At 64.6% G+C, this 24,166-nt stretch carries 20 protein-coding genes; 11 read left to right on the forward strand and 9 right to left on the reverse strand.

The window, feature by feature from the left end:
• Nucleotides 1-18 precede the first annotated feature (18 nt).
• Complete coding sequence (locus ACF8SD_RS21240; RefSeq protein WP_009686510.1) at nt 19-816, forward strand: helix-turn-helix transcriptional regulator; 798 nt, start codon at nt 19-21, stop codon at nt 814-816.
• A 90-nt stretch (nt 817-906) separates the two neighbouring features.
• Here the strand turns inward: ACF8SD_RS21240 and ACF8SD_RS21245 are convergent, their stop codons facing one another.
• The 3 genes from ACF8SD_RS21245 to ACF8SD_RS21255 form a co-directional block, all read right to left on the reverse strand.
• Nucleotides 907-2,178: a D-arabinono-1,4-lactone oxidase gene (locus ACF8SD_RS21245; protein ID WP_009686511.1), complete on the reverse strand. Its 1,272-nt coding sequence runs from the start codon at nt 2,176-2,178 to the stop codon at nt 907-909.
• Between the two features lie 28 nt (nt 2,179-2,206).
• A complete protein-coding gene (locus ACF8SD_RS21250) occupies nt 2,207-2,974 on the reverse strand; it encodes an SDR family NAD(P)-dependent oxidoreductase (RefSeq protein WP_173888634.1) in 768 nt (255 codons plus the stop codon).
• Between the two features lie 136 nt (nt 2,975-3,110).
• Nucleotides 3,111-3,983: a LysR family transcriptional regulator gene (locus ACF8SD_RS21255; protein ID WP_009686514.1), complete on the reverse strand. Its 873-nt coding sequence runs from the start codon at nt 3,981-3,983 to the stop codon at nt 3,111-3,113.
• A 135-nt stretch (nt 3,984-4,118) separates the two neighbouring features.
• Between ACF8SD_RS21255 and ACF8SD_RS21260 the strand changes: the two genes are divergently transcribed.
• The 4 genes from ACF8SD_RS21260 to ACF8SD_RS21275 all read left to right on the forward strand — a co-directional run bounded on the left by ACF8SD_RS21260 (nt 4,119) and on the right by ACF8SD_RS21275 (nt 8,861).
• Nucleotides 4,119-5,240 carry a muconate cycloisomerase family protein gene (locus ACF8SD_RS21260; RefSeq protein ID WP_173888636.1) on the forward strand — a complete coding sequence of 374 codons (1,122 nt, stop codon included), beginning with the start codon at nt 4,119-4,121 and terminating at the stop codon, nt 5,238-5,240.
• A gap of 98 nt (nt 5,241-5,338) precedes the next feature.
• Nucleotides 5,339-5,629 carry a muconolactone Delta-isomerase gene (gene catC / locus ACF8SD_RS21265; RefSeq protein ID WP_173888637.1) on the forward strand — a complete coding sequence of 97 codons (291 nt, stop codon included), beginning with the start codon at nt 5,339-5,341 and terminating at the stop codon, nt 5,627-5,629.
• 35 nt (nt 5,630-5,664) lie between these two features.
• The gene (gene catA / locus ACF8SD_RS21270) at nt 5,665-6,597 is read left to right on the forward strand and encodes a catechol 1,2-dioxygenase (protein ID WP_173888639.1); all 933 of its coding nucleotides are present in this window, start codon (nt 5,665-5,667) and stop codon (nt 6,595-6,597) included.
• 173 nt (nt 6,598-6,770) lie between these two features.
• On the forward strand, nt 6,771-8,861 hold the full coding sequence (locus ACF8SD_RS21275; RefSeq protein ID WP_392484480.1) for a putative bifunctional diguanylate cyclase/phosphodiesterase: 2,091 nt from the start codon (nt 6,771-6,773) through the stop codon (nt 8,859-8,861).
• Here the strand turns inward: ACF8SD_RS21275 and ACF8SD_RS21280 are convergent.
• Together ACF8SD_RS21280 and ACF8SD_RS21285 are read right to left on the reverse strand one after the other, a co-directional pair.
• Entirely contained in the window at nt 8,858-9,118 is a 261-nt protein-coding gene (locus ACF8SD_RS21280) for a DUF1652 domain-containing protein (RefSeq protein WP_009686520.1), read from the reverse strand. The genes ACF8SD_RS21275 and ACF8SD_RS21280 overlap by 4 nt on opposite strands.
• A 274-nt stretch (nt 9,119-9,392) precedes the next feature.
• Nucleotides 9,393-10,040 (reverse strand): DUF1345 domain-containing protein, encoded by a 648-nt coding sequence (locus ACF8SD_RS21285; protein WP_173888643.1) that lies wholly within the window; start codon nt 10,038-10,040, stop codon nt 9,393-9,395.
• Between the two features lie 204 nt (nt 10,041-10,244).
• Between ACF8SD_RS21285 and pgm the strand changes: the two genes are divergently transcribed.
• The 4 genes from pgm (at nt 10,245) to ACF8SD_RS21305 (ending at nt 15,885) form a co-directional block, all read left to right on the forward strand.
• Nucleotides 10,245-11,882, forward strand: a complete 1,638-nt coding sequence (pgm, locus tag ACF8SD_RS21290) for a phosphoglucomutase (alpha-D-glucose-1,6-bisphosphate-dependent) (RefSeq protein ID WP_173888645.1) — start codon at nt 10,245-10,247, stop codon at nt 11,880-11,882.
• 77 nt (nt 11,883-11,959) lie between these two features.
• On the forward strand, nt 11,960-12,472 hold the full coding sequence (locus ACF8SD_RS21295) for a sigma-70 family RNA polymerase sigma factor (protein WP_392484481.1): 513 nt from the start codon (nt 11,960-11,962) through the stop codon (nt 12,470-12,472).
• On the forward strand, nt 12,469-13,413 hold the full coding sequence (locus tag ACF8SD_RS21300) for a FecR domain-containing protein (RefSeq protein WP_392484482.1): 945 nt from the start codon (nt 12,469-12,471) through the stop codon (nt 13,411-13,413). Before ACF8SD_RS21295 ends, ACF8SD_RS21300 begins: the two co-directional genes overlap by 4 nt.
• Nucleotides 13,414-13,479: 66 nt before the next feature.
• Nucleotides 13,480-15,885: a TonB-dependent siderophore receptor gene (locus tag ACF8SD_RS21305; protein ID WP_392484483.1), complete on the forward strand. Its 2,406-nt coding sequence runs from the start codon at nt 13,480-13,482 to the stop codon at nt 15,883-15,885.
• Nucleotides 15,886-16,055: 170 nt separating this feature from the next.
• Here ACF8SD_RS21305 and ACF8SD_RS21310 read toward each other — a convergent pair whose 3' ends face one another.
• Both ACF8SD_RS21310 and ACF8SD_RS21315 read right to left on the reverse strand, forming a co-directional pair.
• Nucleotides 16,056-16,472: a RidA family protein gene (locus tag ACF8SD_RS21310; RefSeq protein ID WP_027593581.1), complete on the reverse strand. Its 417-nt coding sequence runs from the start codon at nt 16,470-16,472 to the stop codon at nt 16,056-16,058.
• The gene (locus tag ACF8SD_RS21315; RefSeq protein WP_392484484.1) at nt 16,472-17,791 is read right to left on the reverse strand and encodes a flavin-containing monooxygenase; all 1,320 of its coding nucleotides are present in this window, start codon (nt 17,789-17,791) and stop codon (nt 16,472-16,474) included. Before ACF8SD_RS21315 ends, ACF8SD_RS21310 begins: the two co-directional genes overlap by 1 nt.
• Before the next feature lie 395 nt (nt 17,792-18,186).
• Here ACF8SD_RS21315 and ACF8SD_RS21320 point away from each other — a divergent pair, with 395 nt between their 5' ends.
• Both ACF8SD_RS21320 and argE read left to right on the forward strand, forming a co-directional pair.
• A complete protein-coding gene (locus ACF8SD_RS21320; RefSeq protein WP_392484485.1) occupies nt 18,187-18,864 on the forward strand; it encodes a DUF1028 domain-containing protein in 678 nt (225 codons plus the stop codon).
• A complete protein-coding gene (gene argE / locus ACF8SD_RS21325) occupies nt 18,857-20,017 on the forward strand; it encodes an acetylornithine deacetylase (protein ID WP_173888657.1) in 1,161 nt (386 codons plus the stop codon). The genes ACF8SD_RS21320 and argE overlap by 8 nt, the downstream gene beginning before the upstream one ends.
• 70 nt (nt 20,018-20,087) lie before the next feature.
• On the opposite strand, the gene ACF8SD_RS21330 is transcribed toward argE, so the two are convergent.
• Nucleotides 20,088-21,356: a carbohydrate porin gene (locus ACF8SD_RS21330; RefSeq protein ID WP_009686532.1), complete on the reverse strand. Its 1,269-nt coding sequence runs from the start codon at nt 21,354-21,356 to the stop codon at nt 20,088-20,090.
• 128 nt (nt 21,357-21,484) lie between these two features.
• Nucleotides 21,485-23,902 carry a glucose/quinate/shikimate family membrane-bound PQQ-dependent dehydrogenase gene (locus ACF8SD_RS21335; protein WP_392484486.1) on the reverse strand — a complete coding sequence of 806 codons (2,418 nt, stop codon included), beginning with the start codon at nt 23,900-23,902 and terminating at the stop codon, nt 21,485-21,487.
• Between the last annotated feature and the right edge of the window lie 264 nt (nt 23,903-24,166).

The following is a 24,166-nucleotide window of genomic DNA, read 5'->3' on the forward strand; positions in this document are numbered from 1 at the left end:
ATGAGAGCGTGGTGAACAATGACAAAAGACGAAGCGAACGGGCTGGCTGCGCTGATCGAAGCGATCGGCAGCGAACACTTCGGGCCGGCGCTGGACAAGGTGATAGGCGACAAGCTGGCGTTCGACATGAGCTGCGCGTACCTGTTCCAGTTCAACCAGCCGGCCGTGCTGGTGCATAACGGCTACAACCACAGCGTCAGCGAGCGCACCCTGAACGCCTATGTGCGCGGCGGTTACTTGCTGGACCCGTTTTATGTGGCCTGCGTCAACGAGCACCCAGCCGGGCTGTGGCGCATGAGTGAACTGGCGCCTGACTGCTTCTTCTCTTCAGGTTTCGCCATCTCCCGTGATATCCACCCTTGCGTGGCCTCCGGCTACGGCACGGCAGTGGAAGAGGTGGGGTTCATCATGCCGTTGCAGCCCCAGGTGGCCATGGTCTATTCGCTGATGCGCCATCAGCGCAGTGGGGACTTCAGCGCGGCGGAAATGGCGCTGCTGGCGGACCTGGCGCCATTGCTGGCCGCGCTGTTCGGCCAGCACTGTCGGCTGCGCTTTGCCGAGTGCCTGCGGGCATCGCCGGAAGGCGCCGTGCTGGAGGATGCCTTCGTGGAAATCCTGCAGGGGCAGTTGACCGAGACCCAGCGTTTGATCGCCAAGCTGTTGCTGCAGGGGCACAGCAACGCCTCGATTGCCCGGCAGTTGAATATCTCGGAGGGGACGGTGAAGGTGCACAAGCACAACATCTACCAGCGGCTGGACATTTCCACCAACGCCGAACTGTTTCGCCTGTTCATCGATTATCTGGCCAAGGCATAGCACCGCGTTGCCGGCAGTGGGCCGCTGCGCGGCCCGTACGCGGTGCAAGCCCGCCCCGGCACGTTGCCAGGTGCGCCAGGAGCGGGGTGCTTATTTGAACAGCGGGCTGAGGTGTTCGCTCAGGTAGGTGCCCTGCGGGTCCAACTGCCGGCGCAGCTTGCGGAAGTCTTCGGCACGCGGGTAGATGGCGCTAACATCCTCGCCCGTCAGGAAATGCAACTTGCCCCAATGCGGCCGGGCGCCATACGATCGCAGGATCTGGTCCACCGCGCGCAAGTAGTCCCAGTAATCGGTGCCCGGCTCGCCGGAAACCGAAATGGTCACGCTGTCCTGTTCGAAGAACGGGCTCATCCAGGCGCCGTCACCTGCCGTGAACCGGTACTCGATGGGGTAGATGGCTTGCGGGAAGTCTTCCAGCATCAGCTTGCGCACTGCCCGCAGGGCTTCCTTGCTGTGGCGCAGCGGCACGGCGTACTCCAGTTCATGGAAATTGGGCAGGTACTCGATCGGGTACACATCCGAGCTGTACGCGACCTTCTCGAATGCGCTTTCCCAGGCGGGGCGATCCGTAATGTCCATGACCTTGACTTCGCACACGTCGGTGGTGCGCCCGCTGCTACTGGTGGCCGCGGTGTCGGGCAGGCAATAGCAGTGCCGGCTCTGCTCGGTGGGGCACCAGAAGAAACTGAAATGGCGATGCTTGCGTGCCAGTTCGTCGTGCCTGTCCATCACGCTCTCGAAGTCTTCGCGCCAAATGCGCTCGTGCAGGTTGAAGCTGTCGGTCACCTGCAAGGTCAGTTCGCTGACGATGCCCAGTACACCCAGGGAAACGCGGCCCGCCTGCAGCAGGTCAGGGGTGCTTTCATCGACGACGAGAATGTCGCCGTTGGGCTGCACCAGCTTCATGCCCACTATCGACGAGGCCAGGTTGCCCAGGGTAAGGCCTGTGCCGTGAGTACCGGTGGTGAGTGCCCCGGCAATCGACTGGCTGTCGATGTCGCCCTGGTTGACCATCGACAGGCCAGCTGCCCGCAGGGCCTTGCCGAAGGCATTGATGGTGGTGCCGGCTGCGGCGGTGACGCGCTTTCTGGCGTGGTCGACATGGCGTATGCCGCTCATGTTGGCCAGCGTCAGGTGCAGGCCATTGGTCAGCGCTACCGGGGTGAACGAATGCCCGGACCCGGCCACCCGAACGTTCATGCCGTTGCGGCTGGCCTGGTTGACCAGCGTGCACAGTTCGTCTTCGCTGGCCGGCGCCCCGCGTGCCGCGCGAATGCAGGACTGGTTACCGGCCCAGTTGCGCCAGTGCGCGTGGTCCAGGCCGAATTCGTTGATGTGCATGTTATTGGAGGAAGTGCTCACGTCATTCTCCTGCTTGGCGTGCTTGAGGTCAGACCGCGGTGTAGCCGTTATCCGCGAACAGGTGCGCGCCGTTGACGAAACTGGCGTCGTCACTGGCCAGGAACAAGGCGGCGCTGGCCACCTCGGCGGGTTGGCACAGGCGCCCTTGGGCGGCCGCGATGGCCTGTTCGCTGACGTCCACACCGTGCTTGCGCAGCATGTCGATTTCCCGCAGGCCGTGGGCTGTGGCAATGAAACCCGGGCAAATGGCATTGGCGCGGATACCGCGGTCACGGAACTCCACGGCAATGGCCCGGGCGAACATATGGGTGGCGCCCTTGCTGGTGCAATACAGGACCTCCATTGGCGTGCCCACCACGGCCGATATGGAGGAGGTACACACGATGCTGCCGCCGCCGGCTGCGAGCATGCCCGGCAGCACCGCACGGGTGACCAGGAACATGCTTTTCACGTTCACGGCCATGATCCGGTCCCATTCTTCTTCGCTGGTGTCGAGGAAGGGGACAGCCGAAAGGATGCCGGCGTGGTTCAGCAGTACGGTGATGTGGCCGAAGGCTGCCTCCACGGTGGCGACAGCGGCCTTGACTTGCTGCGCGTCCGACACATCGGCTGCGGCGAAAACCGCTTGGTGGCCGGCTTCGCGCAGTTGTCGCGCAACCGCTGCGCCGTCGCTGCCGGGCAGGTCGACAATGCCGACCCGCGCCCCCTCTGCCGCGAACAGTTGCGAGGCGGCCAGCCCGCAGCCACCCGCGCCACCCGTGATCAGCGCTACCTTGCCGTTTAGACGTCCCGCCATGTTCGACTCCCGAAGATCTTTGTTGAAGTGTTTGTTGCCCGGGCGTTTCGCGATTCGCGTGGCCGAGCATGAAACAGATCAACGGGAACATCCATATACCGATGGGTATACGGGGGCGGGCTGCACGCAGTGGGGCTCAGCCAGCCTGCCGTGCCAGCAAGGCCAGGCAACGCTGCACCATCGGGCTGATATCCCCCTGGCGGCGGCTGAGAATGATCGGGCTGACCGCGCTGCTGTCCAGCAGGCCCACGTATTCAATGTCGGTGCGGTGCTGCTGCTGCACCGATGCCGGCACCAGGGTGATACCGACACCTACTGCCACCAGGCCGATCGCTGTCTGCAACTCATTGGCCCACTGGCTGACCCGGATGCTCATGCCGTGCTGGGCAAACAGCGCCAGCACATGGTCGGCATAACTGGGCCGGGGGTTGGCCGGGTAAAGGATGAACGCCTCCGCCGCCAGTTGCGCCAGGCTCAATGGGCTGGCAGACAGCGGGTGGCCCTTGGGTAGCACCGCTACCAGCGGGTCCTCGCACAGTACCTGCTGCTCAATGGCCGGATCGTCGATGCGGATGCGGCCAAAGGCAATGTCGATACGCCCGCTTTTCAGGGCTTGCACCTGCTGCAGCGTGGTCATTTCGCTCAGGCCCAGCTCCAGGTCGCTGTCCTGGCGCAGCTCGCGGATCAAGTCGGGCAGCACGGTGTACAGGGTGGAGGGGGCAAAACCGATGCCCAGCCACTGGCGCTGGCCCTGGCCGATACGCCGGGTGTTGTCGTTGATGCTCTGCAACTGCTGCAGCACGGTGCAGGTTTGCTCATAGAAAAAACGGCCTGCATCGGTCAGCCGCAGCGGGCGTTCGCGCGCGACCAACAGGGTGCCGAGCTCGTCTTCGAGCTGGCTGATCTGCCGGCTCAGCGGTGGCTGGGCAATGTGCAACAGCTCAGCGGCGCGGGTGAAGTTCAAGGTTTCTGCCAGAACCTTGAAGTAGCGCAGGTGGCGTAGCTCCATCAGACCTCCAGGGTATGGTGAGAGATTCATATGATATTGGACGCTGCGCAGGGTCTCGCGCAATCTTCGCACAAGCAAGCACATGCACCATTCGGGGTGGCCTTCGACCGCCCGACTTGACGAGACCTGGCAACAATGACAAGCGCGCTGATTGAACGTATCGAGGCAGTCATCGTCGACCTGCCCACCATTCGCCCGCACAAGCTGGCGATGCACACCCTGCAGCAGCAGACCCTGGTGGTATTGCGCGTGCGCTGCAGCGATGGCGTGGAAGGCCTTGGCGAGGCCACCACCATTGGCGGCCTGGCCTATGGCTACGAAAGCCCGGAGGGCATCAAGGCCAACATCGACGCGTACCTGGCCCCGGCGCTGCTCGGCCTGCCGGCAGACAACATCAACGCGGCCATGCTCAAGCTGGACAAATTGGCCAAAGGCAACACTTTTGCCAAGTCCGGGCTCGAAAGCGCGTTGCTCGACGCCCAGGGCAAGCGCCTGGGCCTGCCGGTCAGCGAACTGCTGGGTGGCCGTGTACGCGACAGCCTGGAGGTGGCCTGGACCCTGGCCAGCGGCGACACCGCGCGTGATATCGCCGAAGCCCAGCACATGCTGGAAATACGCCGCCATCGGATGTTCAAGCTGAAGATCGGCGCCAACCCGGTGGACCAGGACCTCAGGCATGTGGTGGCGATCAAGCGCGAACTGGGCGACAGCGCCAGCGTGCGGGTCGACGTCAACCAGTACTGGGACGAGTCCCAGGCGCTGCGGGCGTGCCAGGTACTGGGCGACAACGGCATCGACCTGATCGAACAGCCTATTTCGCGCATCAACCGCAGTGGCCAGGTGCGCCTGAACCAGCGCAGCCCGGCACCGATCATGGCCGATGAGTCGATCGAAAGCGTCGAAGACGCCTTCAGCCTGGCCGCCGACGGCGCCGCCAGCATCTTCGCCTTGAAAACCGCCAAGAACGGTGGGCCGCGGGCCGTGCTGCGTACCGCGCAGATCGCCGAGGCTGCCGGCATCGCCCTGTACGGCGGCACCATGCTGGAAGGCTCGATAGGCACACTGGCCTCGGCCCATGCCTTCCTCACCCTGCGCCAGCTGACCTGGGGTACCGAATTGTTCGGGCCATTGCTGCTGACCGAGGAAATCGTCAACGAGCCGCCGCAGTATCGCGATTTCCACTTGCACATTGCGCGCACCCCCGGGCTGGGGCTGACCCTGGACGAAACGCGCCTGGCGCGCTTCGCCAGGCGCTGAGCTGCAGGCTGCTGGAACACGCCCATACCGCGGCGGGGAGCCCACCCGGGCAAACCCCTGCCAGCTTTTGAAGATGACGCAAGAAAGGAGAAACCCGCATGCTGTTCCACGTGAAGATGACGGTGAAACTGCCGGTCGACATGAACCCGGCCACCGCTGCCCAGCTCAAGGCCGATGAAAAGGCACTGGCCCAGCGGCTGCAGCGCGAAGGCACCTGGCGCCATTTGTGGCGCATTGCCGGGCACTACGCCAACTACAGCGTGTTCGATGTGCCTAGCGTCGAGGCCCTGCACGACACCCTGATGCAGTTGCCGCTGTTCCCGTACATGGACATCGAGGTCGACGGCCTGTGCCGGCACCCCTCGTCGATCCACAGCGACGACCGCTGATTGCTGCTGAACAAGAACAATACGAGGTGAGTACGATGACCGTGAACATTTCCCACACTGCTGACATCCAGGCGTTCTTCGACAAGGTCGCCGGGCTGGACCATGCCGAAGGCAACCCGCGTTTCAAGAAGATCATCCGCCGTGTGCTGCAGGACACTGCACGCCTGATCGAAGACCTGGAGGTCAGCGAGGATGAGTTCTGGCACGCCATCGACTACCTCAACCGCTTGGGCGGCCGTAACGAGGCAGGGCTGTTGGCCGCCGGCCTGGGCATCGAGCACTTCCTCGACTTGCTGCAGGATGCCAAGGATGCCGAGGCCGGCCTGGGCGGGGGCACCCCGCGCACCATCGAAGGGCCGCTGTACGTTGCCGGTGCCCCGCTGGCAGAAGGGGAGGCGCGCATGGATGACGGCACCGACCCTGGGGTGGTGATGTTCCTGCACGGCCAGGTCTTTGCTGCCGACGGCCAGCCGTTGGCGGGCGCGACCGTCGACCTGTGGCACGCCAACACCCAAGGCACCTACTCGTACTTCGATTCGAGCCAGTCCGCGTACAACTTGCGCCGCCGCATCGTCACCGATGCCGAGGGCCGCTACCGGGCGCGCTCGATCGTGCCGTCGGGCTACGGCTGCGACCCACAGGGGCCTACCCAGGAGTGCCTGGACCAGCTCGGTCGTCACGGCCAGCGCCCGGCGCACGTGCACTTCTTCATTTCGGCACCTGGGCACCGGCACCTGACCACCCAGATCAATTTTGCTGGCGACCGGTACCTGTGGGATGACTTCGCCTATGCCACCCGCGACGGATTGATTGGCGAGCTGCGCTTTGTCGAGGATGCCGCGGTAGCCCATGACCGTGGCGTGCAGGGTGGACGCTTTGCCGAGCTGGCCTTCGACTTCCATCTGCAGGCGGCCACGGCGCCGCAAGCCGAGGAACGCAGCCACCGCCCGCGGGCCTTGCAAGGTTAGCCGCACACACCCGCAAAGCCGGTGCGATCCGCCGCGGCACCGGCTCCGTTAGCAAACCCGCCACAGGCTTTTTTGGATCCATTCCCATTCGCAAAAACCCCGTGCGTTTCGCCAAAGCTTGAGTACAATCGTCAGCTTTTTCCGGGACTTCCGTCCCAGTGCTGGAAACCCCCATGCTGACCGGTAGCTACTCCTCTTCGCTGGTGTTGATTTCGCTGTGCGTGGCGATCCTGGCGTCCTATACCGCCCTTGACCTGGCCGGCCGCATCGCCACGGCCAAGGGCCGGGCTGCCCACTTGTGGATGTTCGGTGGCGCACTGGCCATGGGGATGGGCGTCTGGTCCATGCACTTCGTGGGCATGCTCGCCTTCAGCCTGCCCATCGACCTGGGGTATGACCTGGGCCTGACCGCGTTCTCGCTGTTGATCGCCGTGCTTTCATCGGGCTTTGCCTTGTGGCTGGTCAGCCAGCCAAGCCTGCCAGGTCTGCAATTGGCGTTTGGCGCGCTGATCATGGGTGCAGGCATTGCCTGCATGCACTACACCGGCATGGCGGCGATGCGCATGCTGCCAGGCATCGATTATGACCCGACACTGTTCGGCGCCTCGCTGCTGATTGCTGTCGGTGCCTCGGCGGCGGCATTGTGGATCGCGTTCCGCCTGCGTGCGCACACACCCTATGTGCGGCAGATTCGCGGCCTGGCAGCAGTGCTCATGGGCTTGGCCATCGTGGGTATGCACTACACCGGCATGGCAGCGGCGAACTTCCCGGATGGCAGCTTCTGTGGGGCGCTGGCGGGCGGTGGCCTGCAAGGCGATGGCCTGGTCTACCTGGTGCTTATCACCACCTTGTCCGTGTTGGCGGTAGCCTTGTCGACCTCGGTGCTGGACGCGCGCCTGGAGGTGCGCACCGCAGAGCTGGCCCGTTCGCTGACCTTGGCCAACCAGGAACTGACCCAGCTGGCCCTGCACGACACCCTGACAGACCTGCCCAACCGCACCTTGCTGGCCGACCGCATCGAGCAGGCGATTGCCAGGGTGGCGGAGCAGGGCGGCTGTTTTGCCCTGATGTTCATCGACCTGGACGGTTTCAAACCGGTCAACGATGCGTTTGGCCACCACATTGGCGACCTGCTGCTCAAGGCCGTGGCCGCCCGCCTGCGCGGCCACCTGCACAGCCAGGACACCCTGGCACGGATCGGTGGCGATGAGTTCGTGCTGCTGGTGCAGTTGCAGGAACCCGACGATGCCATGGACGTGGCGGTCAAGCAGGTCAACCTGGTGTCACGGCCATTCCGGGTGGCCGAGCACGACCTGCAGTTGTCGGCGAGCCTGGGGATTGTCCTTTACCCAGGCAATGGCCAGGATCAGCACGAGCTGCTGCGCAATGCCGACGCGGCCATGTACCACGCCAAGAGCGCCGGCAAGAATGGCTACAGGTTCTTCGACGTGTCGATGAACAGCAACGCCCGCCAGCAGTTGCAGCTGCTGCAGGACTTGCGCCAGGCCGTGGCGCAGCGCCAGTTCCGCTTGCACTACCAGCCCAAGTTCGACGCCCAGGCTTGCCAGCCCATCGGTGCCGAAGCCTTGTTGCGCTGGGAGCACCCGCAGCAGGGTTTGCTGATGCCAGACCGCTTCATCGCGCTGGCAGAAAAAACCGGCCTGATCATCCCGATTGGCGAATGGGTGCTCAATGAAGCCTGCCGCCAGATGCGTCTCTGGCTGGACCAAGGCCATCATCACTGGCGCATGGCGGTCAACCTGTCGGCTATCCAGTTCTGCCATAGCGGGCTGGTCGACAGCGTGGCCCGGGCCTTGCAACACAATGGCTTGCCAGCCAACTGCCTGACCCTGGAAATTACCGAAACCACCGCCATGCATGACGCCGATGCCAGCCTCACAGTGCTGCAGCGCTTGTCCGACATGGGCGTGGACCTGTCCATTGATGATTTCGGTACCGGTTATTCCAGCCTGATGTACCTCAAGCGCCTGCCCGCCAACGAATTGAAGATCGACCGGGGCTTTGTGCGTGAACTGGAACAGGACAGCGATGATGCAGCGATCGTTTCAGCCATTGTCGCGCTAGGCCAGGCACTGGGGCTGCGCATCGTCGCCGAAGGGGTAGAAACCGATCGGCAGCAGGCGTTTCTGACCCGCTTGGGCTGTGACTCGCTACAGGGCTACCTGTTGGGGCAACCCGTACCGGCCGAGCAATTTCTGAGCAAGCTGCAAGCGATGGGCCCGGGGGCCAAGTCTGCCGGTTAACCGGCGTCGCGCAAGGTAAAGGCGGGGGCGAAGGCATCCATCTCGGCCTCGACGGCCTCGATGATGCGTTCGACATCGGCGGCGGCCATGATTGCCGCACAGGGGATGCCGGCAATCGCCAGCACGGTTTCTCCGGTGGCCCGGTCGAACAACCGCGCGACCATGCTGCGTGGCGCATCCATGCTGGCCTCGAAGCCCAGCGGGTGGAAATGCCAGCGCATCACCTGGCAGGCGTTGGGGAACGTCATCTTGTTCATGCCAGCCTCCTGGTCCGTGCCTGGACGTAGTGGGCCGGTGGCCACATCGATGCGGCCGCCGGGTAAGTAAACATAGCACCTGCAATGCGCGATTCTCAGCGGCGAACATGACAAATGTACTGTTGCATGACAACGGTCACATCTGCGGCCCCGCCGGCGCAGTGCCGAAGGCCTCGGTGCAAACGTTTTCGCCTGCTGGATGTGCGCCCTGGCGCAGGCTAACTGCAGGTTGCGCTGTCGGCCCTGGCCCCTGGCTTTCAGACGAACGGCGAGCTCAACCCAGCAAGCCGGCCGCAATGTTGATGGTGAATCCCAGGATTGCCGTGTTGAACACGAATCCCACCAATGAATGCGCCAGCACTACCCGGCGTAATCCACGCCCGGCCACCCCTACGTCGGAGGTCTGCACGGCTACGCTGATGGTGAACGAGAAGTAGTGGAAGTCCCAGTAGTCCGGGTTGCGTTCGCCATCGGCGAAACGCAGGGGTGGCTCATGCTGCCGCCCGGTGTAGAACAACCGCGCATAGTGCAGGCTGAAGACACAGCCGATCATCAACCAGGACCCCGCAACCGTCAGGCCGGTGTACAGATAGTGCAGGGCCTGCGCGCTGCCTTGCAGGCCCCGGCTGGACACCAGTTGCAGCGTCACTGCGGCCAGGCTGGCGATGGCGGCAATGCACACCGTCAGCAGCACCAGGCCGGCATTTTCGTCTTCGACGCGGGCCACCTGGCGGACTTTCGCCGGGTTGGCGCTGCAGCTCAGGTACAGCACCAGCAGCAGATACAACCAGACCCCCAGGTTCCAGCCAGCGAGGATGTGCTGCACGCTGTCGTCAGCGGGTATCAGCCAGCCGCCGAGCAGGCCGACCACGGCGGCGATGCTCAGGCGGGGGTGTGTACGGGTCAGGCGGTGGAAAGCCATGGGGCCTCTTTTTCGGTCGATATGGCTATCACTCTAGCCTGTCGTGGCCAACCCGGTGGAAGGTCCCCCGGCCTGCCAGACCGGCGCTTGCAGGGTGGTCTAGCGCAAAGCCGGTGTTGTTTGCTGGCGCCCATCGCACAGCCTTGCAACTCTCAGTACACTGCACGTTCCAACACCAACATCCGTTGATCTCGAGGTTTTTGCATGAAGCTCAGTCCTTTGGCAGGCAAGCCGGCACCGGCCAGCGTGCTGGTCGATATTCCCCGGCTGCTCACCGCCTACTACACCGGCCGCCCAGACGCCGCCGTGGCGGCCCAGCGGGTGGCCTTCGGCACCTCGGGGCACCGCGGCACTTCGCTTGAATTGAGTTTCAACGAGTACCACGTCCTGGCCATCACCCAGGCGATCTGCCTGTACCGCCAGGAAAAGGGCATCGATGGCCCGCTGTTCATCGGCGCCGACACTCACGCCCTGTCGGCACCCGCCGCCGCCAGCGCCCTGGAAGTGCTGGCCGCCAACGGCGTGCAGGTCATGCTGTCCAAGGATGACGAATACACGCCAACCCCGGCCGTGTCGCACGCCATCCTCTGCCATAACCGGGGCCGTACCCAAGGCCTGGCCGACGGCATCGTCATCACCCCGTCGCACAACCCGCCGCAAAGCGGTGGCTTCAAGTACAACCCGCCCAACGGCGGCCCCGCCGACAGCGACGTGACCAAGTGGATCGAAGCCAAGGCCAACGAATTGCTGGCGGCCAACCTGGCCGGCGTCAAGCGCATGGACCATGCCCAGGCCCTGCAGGCGGCCACCACCCAGCGCCATGACTACGTCAGCCACTATGTGGCCGACCTGGAAAACGTCATCGACTTCGACGTCATCCGTGCTGCCAAGCTGCGCCTGGGCGTAGACCCCCTGGGTGGGGCAGGGGTGCGTTACTGGTCGGCGATCGCCGAGCATTACCAACTCGACCTGGAAGTGGTGAATACCGAGGTCGACCCGACCTTCCGCTTCATGACCGTCGACTGGGATGGCCAGATCCGCATGGACCCGTCCTCGCCGTATGCGATGCAGGGCCTGATCGGCCTGCGCGACCGCTTCGACGTGGCGTTCGCCTGCGACCCGGACCACGATCGCCATGGCATCGTCACGGCCGATGGCCTGCTGCAGCCGAACAACTACCTGGCCGTGGCCATCGATTACCTGTACCGCCATCGCCCGCAATGGCGCAGCGATGCCGCCGTGGGCAAGACCGTGGTGTCCAGCGGCCTGATCGATCGGGTTACCCAGCGCCTGGGCCGCGAGCTGTATGAAGTGCCGGTGGGTTTCAAGTTCTTCGCCCAAGGCCTGTTCGACGGCACGCTCGGTTTTGGTGGCGAAGAAAGTGCAGGGGCATCGTTCCTGCGCCGCGATGGCTCCGTGTGGGCCACCGACAAGGACGGCCTGATCCCCGCCCTGCTGGCCGCCGAGATGACCGCCCGTACCGGGCGCAACCCGAGCCAGGCCTATGCTGACCTGACCGAGGCACTGGGCAAACCCTATGCCACCCGCGTCGAGGCCAAGGCCGATGCGCGGCAGAAGGCGCTGCTGAGCAAGCTGGCACCGGAGCAGGTGAAGTCCACCGAGCTGGCGGGTGAGCCGATCGTGCAGATCCTCAGCCACGCCCCGGGTAATGGCCAGGCGATTGGCGGGCTGAAGGTGATGACTGCCAACGGTTGGTTCGCCGCACGCCCTTCAGGCACCGAAGACATCTACAAGATCTACGCCGAAAGCTTCATCGACGAGGCGCACCTGCAGCGCCTGGTGCAGGAAGCGCAGGTGCTGGTGGACGCTGCCATCGCCTGAGCGGCAACAAAGCACTTGGAACTGCGGCGCGATGTAAATTAGAATTAATCCTATTTACGCCGCCTCAGGGCCTTCCCATGATCGACGCCGCGCCGCCACAAGAGCCTAGCCTGCCTGCCCTGTACCGGGAGCATCGCAGCTGGCTGGAAAGCTGGCTGCGCCGGCGCATGGGCAATGCCTGGGATGCCGCCGACCTCAGCCAGGATACCTTCCTGCGGGTGCTGGCCAGTGCCCAGCCGCTGGCAGACATCCGCGAGCCACGCGCCTACCTGCTTACCGTGGGCAAGCGCCTGCTCAGCAACTTCCACCAGCGCCGCAGCCTGGAGCAGGCCTACCTGGATGCCTTGGCGCAGTTGCCTGAACAGCATGTACCGTCGCCCGAGCAGCGCTGGATCGTGCTGGAAACCCTGCAAGCACTGGATGAACTGCTCGACGGCCTGAAGCCGCCGGTGCGCAAGGCGTTTCTCTGGAGCCAGCTGGAAGGACTGGGCTATGCCGAAATCGGCAAGCGGCTGGGTGTGTGCGAGCGCTCGGTCAAACGTTACATGGCGCAGGCTTACGAGCATTGCCTGTTGGCCGACCTGCAATGACCCAACCTAGCGCCGAAACCCGCGATGCCGTGCGTGCCGCTGCCCGTTGGCTGGCGTTGCTGGACTCCGGCGGCGCCAGCGACAAGGACCTGCAGAGGCTCGCGCAATGGCGCGCCAGCAGCAGCCTGCATGAGCAGGCGTGGCACAAGGCAGCCTTGTTGCGCGCGCGCTTCTCCGGGCTGCCAGGGGCGTTGGCAATGGCCACGCTGGACCGCCCGGATGCCGGCCGACGGGCGCTGCTCAAGCGCGCCCTGGGCGTGGCGGCGGTGCTGCCGGCGGCGTGGCTGGCAAGCCGTGAGCTGCCCTTGGATGCCTGGGCGGCCGACCTGCGTACCGCGGTGGGGGAGCAGCGCCAGGTACTGTTGAGCGACGGGACGTTCCTGCAGTTGAATACCGACAGCGCGGTCGATCTCGACCTCGGTGCACGGCGCCTGACCTTGCTGCGCGGGGAGGTTGCCGTAAAGGTGCCTGCGCATCTGCAACTGGCCTTGCACGTGCCCGAGGGCCAGGTGCTGCTAGGCGATGCCGAGGTGTGCTTGCGCCTGTTGGGCGACGCCTGCCGGGTGTCGGTGCTCAACGGCAGGGCCCAGCTCCAGCCGGCCCATGGCCCGGCACGCACGCTGCTGGCAGGGCAGCAGGCCAGCTTGCAGGCAACTGGCGTCGGCGCGGTCAGCGGGCTGGACCCTTGGCGGCTGGGCTGGCGCGAAGGGGTGCTGCGGCTGGACGACCGGCCGCTGGGCGAACTGTTGCACGAGCTGCGTCGCTACCGCCCCGGGGTGCTGCGCTGGGCGCCCGCGCTGGAGCGGCTGCGCGTCACCGGCACCTTCCGCCTTGACGACACCGACCGGGTGCTGGCCTTGCTGGCTGCAAGCCTGCCGTTGCAGGTGCAGTCACGCACCCGTTACTGGATCAGTTTGTCTGCGCGAGAAAATCGTGCATGAGGCTGTCCCCTTTTTTTCACTCGCCGGTCATTACCGGTAGGAGAAAATAAAGGGGAGCCTTGTTCAATGCCAGCAGTAAAGTCTTGCCGCCTGCGCCCACTGGCGCGCGCCGCGCATCCGTTGTTCGCCATGAGCCTGTTGCTGTGTTCACCGGCCTGGGCCGATGAGCCCGTGCGCCGCACATACCAAGTAGCGCCCGCCAGCCTGGGGGCCGCGTTGACCCGCTTCGCCGACCAGGCGGGCGTCAGCCTTTCGCTGGACCCGGCACTGGTGCAAGGCCGGCAGAGCGCTGGCCTGTCTGGCGCCTACAGTGTTGACGAAGGGTTTGCCCAATTGCTGCGTGGCAGCGGCCTGCAATGGCTCCCGGTGGGTGAAGGGGCCTTCACCCTGGTGCCGGCCCCCCAGGCCGGTAGCGCCCTGGAAATCGCCCCTACCAGTATCGTCGGCGGGCTGGTCGCCCCTGGCCAATCGCAGCCCTACGCGGGCGGCCAGGTGGCACGCCAGGGCGCACAAGGCCTGCTCGGCTCGCGGGACTTCATGGAAACCCCCTTCAGCATCACCAGTTACACCAGCGAGGTGGTCAAGAACCAGCAGGCCCGCACCCTGGGCGAGCTGATTGCCAGCGACCCCTCGGTACGCGCCACCAACCCCGCCGGCGGGCGCTTCGAACAATTCACCATTCGCGGCTTCAGCCTGTTCAACAGCGATGTCGCCTACAACGGCCTGTACGGGATCTTGCCGACCTATTCGATCGACATGGAAATGGCCGAGCGGGTCGATATCATCAAAGGCCCCAGCCAGTTGCTCAACGGCATATCGCCCCGGGGCAGCGTAGGCGGTGGCATCAACGTGCAACCCAAGCGCGCTGGCGACAAGCCGATTACCACGTTCACCGGCAGCTATGCCTCCGACAGCCAGGTAGGGGGGGCCGTGGATATCGGCCGGCGCTTCGGCGAAGGTGACCAGTTCGGTGTGCGCTTCAACGGCGTCAAGCAAGCCGGCGATACTGCATGGGACCACCAGTCTGTCGATCGCCAGATGGCGGTGCTGGGCCTGGATTTTCGCGGCGAGCGCCTGCGCCTGTCGGCCGACCTGGGCCACACCGAGCGCGATACCGATGCGCCGCAGGAGCGTGTGCTGATCGGCGCCAACGCCAAGGTGCCGGACGCCGATGACGTGCGCCACAACTATGCCCAGGCCTGGAGCAAGGCGCGCACCAATGACACCTTTGGCGCACTGAATGCCGAATACGATATCAGTGATTCGCTGCTGGCCTACGGTGCGGTCGGCGCGCGCAAGAGCAACCATGACTTCCTGCGCCACAACGTGTCGATCATCAATGACGCCGGCGATTTCAGTGTGCAGCCCCGCGACTTTACCCGCGATGAATCTGTGCGTACCGCCATGGCTGGCCTGCGCAAGTGGTTGCAGACCGGGCCGGTCAGCCACGAACTGAACCTGGCCGCCAGCTATTACTACATGGACTTCACCAACGGCGGCGCCCGTTATGCCGCCGCACCCAGCAACCTCTACCACCCGGTGGCCACACCCACGCCGGGCACACCCACCCGCTTCGATTCGAAGGTCTACACGGAAAACCGCTTCTCCGGCGTGGCCCTGGCCGACACCCTGGGCTTTTTCGACGACCGCCTTCTGCTGACCCTGGGCGCGCGCTGGCAGCGGGTGCAAGTGGATGACTGGAGTGATGGCGTCAAAGGCGACACCGCCTATGACGAAGAAAAGGTCTCGCCCTCTGGCGGGGTGCTGCTCAAGGTCACCGAGCAGTTGTCGCTGTACGCCAATTACATGGAAGGCCTGAGCCAAGGCAAGATCGCCCCGTCGACCTCGGTCAACGAAGACCAGATATTTCCGCCATTCACCAGCCGCCAGGTCGAGGTTGGGGCCAAGTATGACTTTGGCCAGGTGGCCTTCACCGCCAGCGCGTTCCGCATTCGCCAGCCGGCCTACGAAACCAACCCGGCTTCGCGGGTGTTCGGTCCCAATGGCAAGCGTGACAACCGCGGCATCGAGCTGAGTGTGTTCGGTGAGCCTGTGCAGGGTGTGCGGGTACTGGGTGGGGTGATGTACATCGACAGCGAGCTGACCGACACGGTCGATGGCGCCTACGACGGCAACCGCGCCCCGGCCACGCCGGAGTACAACGTGAATCTGGGAGGCGAGTGGGACGTGCCGGGGGTCAACGGCTTGACCTTGACAGCACGCGGTATCCACTCCAGCTCGCAATACCTGGACCAGAACAACAGCAAGAAGATCGATGGCTGGGAGCGCTATGACCTGGGGGCGCGCTACGCGTTCAAGGTGGATGAGACCGAGGTCACGTTGCGTGCCAGTGTCGAGAACGTGCTGGATGACCGCTACTGGAGCTCGGCAGGGGCCTCGGATGACAGCGAGCCGGGCTTGACCCTGTCGACCCCACGCACCTATCTGCTGTCTGCCACGGTCGGCTTCTAAGCCTTGCACGGTCCCCTGTAGGAGCGGCCTTGTGTCGCGATGGGGCGCGAAGCGGCCCTAAATTTTCAGCTTCGCCGCAACTTCAGCTTCGCCGCAAAAAAACGGGGCCGCTTCGCGCCCCATCGCGACGCAAGGCCGCTCCTACAGGGCAAGCGCCTGGCAACTGCCGGTCATGCCTGGTCCGGCACCACGGCGATCACGTCGATCTCCATCAGCCATTCGGCCTGGGCTAGGCCGGCCACTACCAGGCCGGTGGAAATCGGGAACACGCCCTTGAGCCATTTGCCCACTTCCTTGTACACCGGCTCGCGGAAACGTGGGTCGGTGATGTAGGTGGTGGTCTTGACGATATGCGACAGGTCCGAGCCGGCTTCTTCGAGCAGTTGCTTGACGTTCTTCATCGCCTGTTCGGCCTGCGCCCGCGGGTCACCCAGGCCCACCAGCCTGCCTTCGAAATCGGTGCCGACCTGGCCGCGCACATAAATGGTGTTACCGGCCCGCACCGCCTGGCACAGGTCGTTGTCCAGGGTCTGGTTGGGGTAGGTGACCTTGGTGTTGAACATGCGGATGCGGGTATGGGTAGGCATCAGTGGGCTCCGAGGGTGCTGACGTTGCTGAATGAGGCGGGTTGCTGCCGGTCGGCCGCGCGCTGGTTGCGGTCGCGGTAGGCGCTGTAGGTGCGTTGCGTGGCAATGTGGCCGGCGACGTGTTTGGCGTCGTGCCATACGCCCCAGATGAACGACGAGCCACGGCGCGACAGCCACGGCAGGCCAAGGAAATACACACCTGGTTCGCGAGCGACACCGCGCTGATGCTGGGGCTTGCCATTGGCGTCGAAGGTGTCCACCTGCAGCCAGCTGAAGTCCACGCCGTAGCCGGTGGCCCAGATGATGCTGCGGACACCGGCCTTGGCCAGGTCCAGCTGCTGCAGTGGGTTGAGCATGCAGGCCGGGTCGGCCAGGCGCCGGCGCGCTTCAGGCTCTTGCGGCAGGTCGAGGCCGTTGCGCTCCACATAGGCATCGGCGGCGTCCAGCAAGGCCAGGTAGTTCTCATCGCCCCGCGTGATGTTCTCGACCAGGTTGTCCTGGAAGTGCGCCACGCCGTTTTCGAACGACCGGGTCAGGCCGACCAGGGTCATGCCCTGGTGGGCGAGGGCACGGAAGTCGACCGTATGGCCCCCACGCGCGCCGCTCACGGCAATGGTCACGTGCTCGCGCCCAGGCTTGGCAATTTCTGCGTCCCATTCACCCAACACGCCCAGCCACCAGCAGAAGTCGCGGTTGCGGTAAGCCCGTGGCGGGCGATCATGAGCGCCGACCGACAGGTACACCTGGCGGCCGGCACGCATCAGCTCTTCGGCGATCTGCACGCCGGACGAGCCTGCACCCACCACCAGCACGGCGCCTTCGGGCAGTTGTTCGGGGTTGAAGTAGGCGGCCGAGTGGATCTGGTGCAGGTTAGCGTCTTTTGGCGCAATCGCCGGTATCACCGGCTTCTGGAACGGGCCGGTCGCCGCCACCACGCGGTTGGCGCGGATCACGCCTTCATTGGTTTCGATGGTGAAGCCAGGGCGGTCGCTGTTGCGCTGTACTTTCTTCACTTCGATGCCGGTGCGCACCGGCAGGTTGAACTTGCGTACGTACTGCTCGAAGTAGTCGGCTACCTGGTCTTTGCCGGCGAAGGCGTCGGCATCGAGGTTGAATTCCAGCCCCGGGAAGCGGTCGTGCCAGGCCGGCCCATTGGCCACCAGCGAATCCCAGCGGCCGCTGCGCCAGGCCTCGGCAATACGGTTGCGCTCCAGCACCAGGTGAGGCACGCCCAGCTTGCTCAGGTGTTCGCTCATGGCCACGCCAGCCTGGCCGGCGCCGACCACGAGGGTGTCGATTTCGAAGTTGTTCAGTGTCATGTCCGAGCCCTTGTTCAGGCGGTTTTTGTCAGGTCGGTTTGGGGACCGCCGTTGCCTGGGGCCAGACTAGGGACGCTGCGCAAATGGCGAAAATAGTATTTAGCTGGGGCTTGCCGATAAAACGGCGAAGGCCCCGGATCTTGTGAACGCAACTGCCTTGTTGAAACGTTGAAAGCTTGCGCACTCGCTGTGGGAGCGGGCATGCCCGCGAACACCGGCAAAGCCGGTGCCAGCCACTGCGTCGCCTGGTTCGCGGGCTCGCCCGCTCCCACAGGGCCTGCGCCTTTGCAGACCCTAGTTTTTTCCTGCCTAGCCCCTCGGAAAAAGGTGGTTTCGCCTGCCCGAAGGTTCCACCCAGAATGCCGTGTATCGCACAGCACAACAGGAACCTAGACATGACGTTCTCCATCATTGGTCGCTGCCAGGAAACCGGCCAGATCGGTATCGCCATCAGTTCGTCGAGCATCGCCGTGGGGGCCCGTTGCCCGTGGGTGCGTGCCGGCGTGGGCGCGGTCGCTACCCAGAACATCACCTTGCCGGCGCTGGGCCCGCAGATTCTCGACGCCATGGAGCAGGGCCAGTTGGCACCCGCCGCAGCGCTGGACCGGGTGTTGAGCGCCAATGGCTGGAGCGAGTACCGCCAGGTGACGGTGATCGACAGCACCGGCCAGGTAGCCTTTTTCACGGGGCGCGAGGCGCTTGGCACACACCATGCCGTGGCCGGCGAGCAATGCGCGGCGGCGGGCAACCTGCTGTCTTCCACCCAGGTGATCGAAGCGATGGTGCTGGCCTTCGAACAGGCCGGTGGGCACCTGGCCGACCGCCTGCTGGCGGCCATGCACGCGGCGATGGCTGCGGGGGGTGAGGCGGGGCCGGTGCACTCGGCGGCGCTGAAAATTGCGGGCGAGCTGACCTGGCCACTGGTGGACCTGCGCGTCGACTGGGCCGACAACGACCCCATCGGAGCGCTCGATGGCCTGTGGCAAGCCTACCGCCCACAAATGCAGGACTACGTCACCCGCGCCCTCAACCCGACCTCTGCGCCGAGCTACGGGGTGCCGGGCGATGAGTGAGTTTGCCAGCCGGACGCTGCTGGCCAGGCTGGTCGGCTTTGCCACGGTCAGCCGTGATTCCAACCTGGCGCTGATCGGCTTCATTCGCGATTACCTGGCCGGGTTGGGCGTGGAATGCGAGCTGTTCCACAACCCGGAGGGCACCAAGGCCAACCTGTTTGCCACCATCGGCCCCAAGGATGTTGGCGGCGTGGTGCTGTCCGGGCATACCGACGTGGTGCCGGTAGACGGCCAGGCCTGGACGGCCGAACCGTTCGTCCTCAGCGAACACGATGGCCGCTTGTATGGCCGTGGCACAGCCGACATGAAAGGCTTCATCGCGTCAGTGCTGGCAGCGGTACCCGCATTTCTCGCCCAACCGCTGCGCATGCCGGTGCACCTGGCATTTTCGTATGACGAAGAGGTCGGCTGCCTGGGTGTACGTTCGATGCTCGCAGCGCTCGAACAGCGCCCGCACAAACCGCGGCTGTGCCTGATCGGTGAGCCCACTGAACTCAAACCCGTGTTGGGGCACAAGGGCAAACTGGCGATGCGCTGCCAGGTGCATGGCGCTGCTTGCCATTCAGCTTATGCACCGTATGGCGTGAATGCCATCGAGTATGCCGCCAGGCTTATCGGCAAGCTGGGTGATATCGGCGACGCGCTGGCCTTGCCGCAGCATCACGACGAGCGTTTCGACCCACCGTTCTCCACGGTGCAGACCGGGGTGATCAACGGGGGCAGGGCGCTGAACATCGTGCCGGCCGAGTGCGAATTCGATTTCGAGGTGCGTGCCTTGCCGGGGTTCGAGGCACAGGCGGTGGCGGACCAACTGCAGGCCTATGCCGAGGCTGAGTTGCTGCCGCGCATGCGCAAGGTCCACGCCGACAGCGCCATTCGCCTGCAGCCGCTGAGTGCCTATCCGGGGTTGGCTACACCGCAGAACAGTGAAGCTGCGCAGGTGGTGGCGCTGCTCAGTGGTTCGGATAAATTCGGCACCGTGGCGTTTGGTACTGAAGGCGGGCTGTTCGACCAGGCGGGCATCCCGACCGTGGTGTGCGGGCCCGGGAGCATGGAGCAGGGGCACAAGCCGGATGAATTCGTCAGTGTCGAACAGCTGCAGGGCTGTGATGCCATGCTGCTCAGGCTGGTGGATCACCTCAGGCAGGCTTGACGGTTGAGCTGCCGGGGCTCTGTGGGCGCGGGTGCACTCGCGAATGGGCCGCAGTGCGGCCCCCGGCGACTCAGAAGGTTGCTTTTACCTGCAGGCCCACCACCAGCGCGTTGTCGATGTCCTTGCCAGTGAACGCCCCTGGCTCGATGATGTACTGCACATCCGGGCGCAGGTTCAGCCATGGCGTGGCCTGGTAGCCGTAGCTCAGCTCGATCAACTGCTCGGCGCTGTCGATATCGGGGAACGGCTGGCCGGCGTTGAATGCAGCATCTTCCAGCACATCGCGGCTACGCGGGTTGGGTACGGCGCGGCCGTAACCCAGTGCCACGGTATCTCTCGGGCGGCCTTCGAACGGCTTGTACAGCACCACCCCGGCGCCATACCACTTGGTGAACGGCGAAGCGGCCTTGCTCGACGCCGAATACTGGCCGAAGGCGTGCAGGCTGCGGCCTGGCGAGGCCTGATCGTTCCACAGCGCCTGGTCGACCAGCAGGTAGTGCCCACCGCGCCCCGACACTTCGTCGTCGCTGCCGATGCGCTTCACGTCGGAGCTGTCGTAGTAGTAGCCGAGCTTGTACTCGCCCGGCAGCTCGCCCTGCAGCTTGTACACCAGCTCCACCGGGACCACGGTGCCAGTGGTGTGCTTGGGCCCCAGGTGCCAGGCACGGCTGGAATTGCCATTGCTCTCGGGGTCCACATTGAACGCTGCCACACGCAGTTGCCAGGCGGGCGACAGGTCGTACTTCACGCGCACGCCGAGGTGGGCGTTGGGGTAGTTGGTCCAGCCGCTGCCCCCCGACATGTTCAGCGGGTGGCCACAGAAGCCGGCGTTCATGAAATTGCACAGGATGCCGCTGTCCAGGCCGCCGACGTCGTTGCCCATGGCCATGTAGCCCAGCTTGACGTTGAGCGCAGGGGTGAACAGGGTGCGTTCGTAGCTCAGCTCGGTCAGGCGGGTGTACAGACCGCCGTAGTTTTCCTGGATCGGCAGGCGGTTGCCGACCAGATCGTCCGACGCGCTGTTGCCGCGACGGTCGTTGATGGTCAGCTGGACTTTGCCGCCGTTGTCCAGGCCGTACAGCTTCGACAGGTCGAACTGCACGCCCAGCTTGACGTTCTGCGAGTAACGCGCCGAGCGGTGCAGGCCGCCATGCGCGTTGTAGGCGGTTTCACCGCTGTAGTCGCCGGTGATTTTCACCCCATCCTGTTCCAGCTGGTGGCGCAGGCCGCCCCAGTCACCGGTGAGGGTGCTGCGGGTTAGGAGGTCGTCGTTGGCAAGTGCGGTGCTGCTGGCCAGCGCCAGCAGCAGGGTGGGGGTGAAGCGAATTACGGATGGCATTGCTGTGTCTCGGGTTGTCTGTTCGGGCCTCTTCGCGGGTGAACCCGCTGCCACAGGGACTGCACCATTTGCCAGGGCAGTGATCCTCCTGTGGCGGCGGGTTCACCCGCGAACGGGGCGACGCTGTGTTACGGCAAGGCGTAAGCGATCACGTAGTCGCCGCGGTCGGTCGACTGGCGCGCTCCGCCCGCTGTCACGACCACGTACTGCTTGCCGGTTTTCGGCGAAACATAGGTCATGGGGCCACCCTGGCTGCCCACTGGCAGGCGCGCCTTCCAGATTTCGTCACCGTTGCCGCTGTTGTAGGCGCGCAGGTAGAAGTCCTGGGTGCCGGCAATGAACACCAGGCCGCCTTGGGTCGACAGGGTGCCGCCCAGGGTGGGCAGGCCGATCTTGATCGGCAGGTGCATGCGGATACCCAGCGGGCCGGTGTCTTCAACGGTGCCCACCGGTACCTGCCAGGCCACCTGGCGGGTCTTCATGTCGATCGCGGTGAGGGTGCCGAACGGCGGCGCCTGGCATGGAATACCGGCTACCGACAGGAAGCGGTTCTTGTTCACCGCATACGGGGTGCCCTTGAGCGGTACTGCACCCATGCCGGTGTTCAGGGCTTCGCCGCCGGACGCTGCATTGCCTTTGTTCTGCGACGGAATCATCTGGATCCACAGGCCCAGGCGCATGTCGTTGACGAAGATGAAACCGTGCACCGGGTCGGTGGAAAGGCTGCCCCAGTTCATGCCGCCCAGCGAACCCGGGAAGCTCAGCGACAGGTCGGTGCCGGGCGCTGTGTACAAGCCGTCATAGCGCATCTTCTTGAAGTCGATGCGGCACAGCAGCTGGTCATACGGGGTAGCACCCCACATGTCCGACTCGGTTAGGGTCTGCGCGCCGATCTGCGGCATGCCCACCGACTTGGGCTGGGTTGGCGAGTACGGCTCGTTTGGAATGTTACTTGGCTTGACCGGAACTTCGTCGACCTGGGTCAGCGGTTTGCCGGTGGCGCGGTCGAGCACGTAGATCTGCCCGGCTTTGGTACCGATCACTACCGCAGGTACGGTCTGGCCGTCGTCCTTGGTGAAGTCGATCAAGCTCGGCTGCATCGGCAGGTCGAAGTCCCAGAGGTCGTTGTGCACGGTCTGGTACACCCACTTCTGGTTGCCGGTGGTGGCGTCCAGGGCCAGCACCGAAGCGCCGTAGGTGTGGTCCAGCTTGCTGCGTTCAACACCGTAGATGTCGGTGGACGACGAGCCCATCGGCAGGAATACGGTGTTCATCGCCGGGTCGTAGGACATCGGTGCCCAGCTGTTCGGGGTGCTGCGCACGTAGGTGTTGTCGCCCTGCGGGGCCTGGCGGTCTTCGGGGTTGCCCGGGTCGAAGGCCCAGCGCATTGCCCCGGTGATCACGTCGAAGCCACGGATCACGCCGCCTGGCATGTCGGTCTGGACGTTGTCGGCAACGCGGCCGCCGACCACCACGGTGGTGCCGGCCATCAGCGGTGCCGAGGACAGCTGGTAGTAAGAGTCAGGCACATCGCCCAGGCCGGCCATCAGGTTGACCTGGCCGTTGTTGCCGAAGCCCTGGCAGAACTCGCCGGTGTCGGCATCGACGGCAATCAGGCGGCCATCGATGGTGTTGGTCAGCAGGCGACGCTGGCAGTTGGCGCCGGCCGGCACGCTACCGCCGGTGACCGGCGAGCTGTTGGGCTGGGTCGGCTGGGGGATGGCCGCAGTGGCATCGAAATAGGCCAGGCCGCGGCAACGCTGCCAGACCTTGGACTGGGCATTGATGGCGTTCTTCCACAGCTCTTTGCCGGTGTCGGCATCCAGCGCGATCAGGTTGTTGTGCGGGGTGCAGATGAACACCTTGTTGCCGATCTGCAGGGGTGTCAGCTGGTCTTCGGCACCGTTGCCGTCGCTGATGGCGACGTCGCCGGTGTGGTAGGTCCAGGCCACCTTCAGCTTGTTCACGTTGTCACGGTTGATCTGGTCCAGCGCGGCGAAGCGGCTGCCACCTTCGGTATTACCGTAGTGGGCCCAGTCCTTCTGTTCCTTGCCGGCCTCGACCGCGGTCATGCCCGGGCCTTTGCCAGTAGGGGCTACGCTTGGGTGGGCGACGAACATGTTGCCGGCGGCAACCGCCAGCACCACGGCCATCACCGCGGCAACGCCGTAGGCACCGCGCCCGGCGCTGGCGCCATTGGCGCGGGCCAGCAGTGGGTACACCAGCGCTACCACCATGCCGATGACACCGAACATGAACAGGCGCGAGAACAGCGGCCAGAACACCAGGCCGGCGTCGACCAGCGCCCAGAGGGCAGTGCCAACCAGGAACAGCGCGTACAGCCAGGCGCCCACTTTTTTACGGCGGGCAATGAGCACACCGGCGATGGCCATGGCCAGGCCGCCGATCAGGAAGTACCAGGAACCGCCCAGGCCGGCGAGTTTGACGCCGCCGGCAGCCAGGAGCAGGCCAAGCAGGGCGATGATCACGCCCAGGCCAATCAGGATGATTTTAGAGGCGCCAGAGGCGCGCGGTGTTTCGTTCATGCCAGGGATCTCAGCAGGTGGAATGCGCGCAGTTTAAGCCCTTAGCTTGCTAATTAACAAGTTGGTACATAATTTTGTGAGGCTGATTGTCGCAGGGCTGAACTTAACGCGATGTGACTAAAATTCTAGATCGTGTCTGGAAAAATGCATGAAACCACCGGGTATGGCGGGCAAGGTTTTATTATCCAGCTCCGGTCGGTTGTAGGCTTTACGCGGGTTGGGCGTGCGCCCGCCATGGCCCGGTTTGCTCGGCGCCACGCTTCT

Source organism: Pseudomonas sp. CJQ_9 (assembly GCF_043106615.1).
Classification (GTDB): domain Bacteria; phylum Pseudomonadota; class Gammaproteobacteria; order Pseudomonadales; family Pseudomonadaceae; genus Aquipseudomonas; species Aquipseudomonas juntendi.

Bases quoted from the DNA above. Each gene is read 5' to 3' on its own strand.
- ACF8SD_RS21315 (WP_392484484.1), bottom strand. From the start codon at position 17,791: ATGACACTGAACAACTTCGAAATCGACACCCTCGTGGTCGGCGCCGGC.
- ACF8SD_RS21295 (WP_392484481.1), top strand. From the start codon at position 11,960: ATGATCGACGCCGCGCCGCCACAAGAGCCTAGCCTGCCTGCCCTGTAC.
- ACF8SD_RS21250 (WP_173888634.1), bottom strand. From the start codon at position 2,974: ATGGCGGGACGTCTAAACGGCAAGGTAGCGCTGATCACGGGTGGCGCG.
- ACF8SD_RS21335 (WP_392484486.1), bottom strand. From the start codon at position 23,902: ATGAACGAAACACCGCGCGCCTCTGGCGCCTCTAAAATCATCCTGATT.
- ACF8SD_RS21280 (WP_009686520.1), bottom strand. From the start codon at position 9,118: ATGAACAAGATGACGTTCCCCAACGCCTGCCAGGTGATGCGCTGGCAT.
- catC (WP_173888637.1), top strand. From the start codon at position 5,339: ATGCTGTTCCACGTGAAGATGACGGTGAAACTGCCGGTCGACATGAAC.
- ACF8SD_RS21305 (WP_392484483.1), top strand. From the start codon at position 13,480: ATGCCAGCAGTAAAGTCTTGCCGCCTGCGCCCACTGGCGCGCGCCGCG.
- ACF8SD_RS21300 (WP_392484482.1), top strand. From the start codon at position 12,469: ATGACCCAACCTAGCGCCGAAACCCGCGATGCCGTGCGTGCCGCTGCC.
- ACF8SD_RS21320 (WP_392484485.1), top strand. From the start codon at position 18,187: ATGACGTTCTCCATCATTGGTCGCTGCCAGGAAACCGGCCAGATCGGT.
- ACF8SD_RS21330 (WP_009686532.1), bottom strand. From the start codon at position 21,356: ATGCCATCCGTAATTCGCTTCACCCCCACCCTGCTGCTGGCGCTGGCC.
- argE (WP_173888657.1), top strand. From the start codon at position 18,857: ATGAGTGAGTTTGCCAGCCGGACGCTGCTGGCCAGGCTGGTCGGCTTT.
- pgm (WP_173888645.1), top strand. From the start codon at position 10,245: ATGAAGCTCAGTCCTTTGGCAGGCAAGCCGGCACCGGCCAGCGTGCTG.
- ACF8SD_RS21285 (WP_173888643.1), bottom strand. From the start codon at position 10,040: ATGGCTTTCCACCGCCTGACCCGTACACACCCCCGCCTGAGCATCGCC.
- ACF8SD_RS21260 (WP_173888636.1), top strand. From the start codon at position 4,119: ATGACAAGCGCGCTGATTGAACGTATCGAGGCAGTCATCGTCGACCTG.
- ACF8SD_RS21255 (WP_009686514.1), bottom strand. From the start codon at position 3,983: ATGGAGCTACGCCACCTGCGCTACTTCAAGGTTCTGGCAGAAACCTTG.
- catA (WP_173888639.1), top strand. From the start codon at position 5,665: ATGACCGTGAACATTTCCCACACTGCTGACATCCAGGCGTTCTTCGAC.
- ACF8SD_RS21240 (WP_009686510.1), top strand. From the start codon at position 19: ATGACAAAAGACGAAGCGAACGGGCTGGCTGCGCTGATCGAAGCGATC.
- ACF8SD_RS21275 (WP_392484480.1), top strand. From the start codon at position 6,771: ATGCTGACCGGTAGCTACTCCTCTTCGCTGGTGTTGATTTCGCTGTGC.
- ACF8SD_RS21310 (WP_027593581.1), bottom strand. From the start codon at position 16,472: ATGCCTACCCATACCCGCATCCGCATGTTCAACACCAAGGTCACCTAC.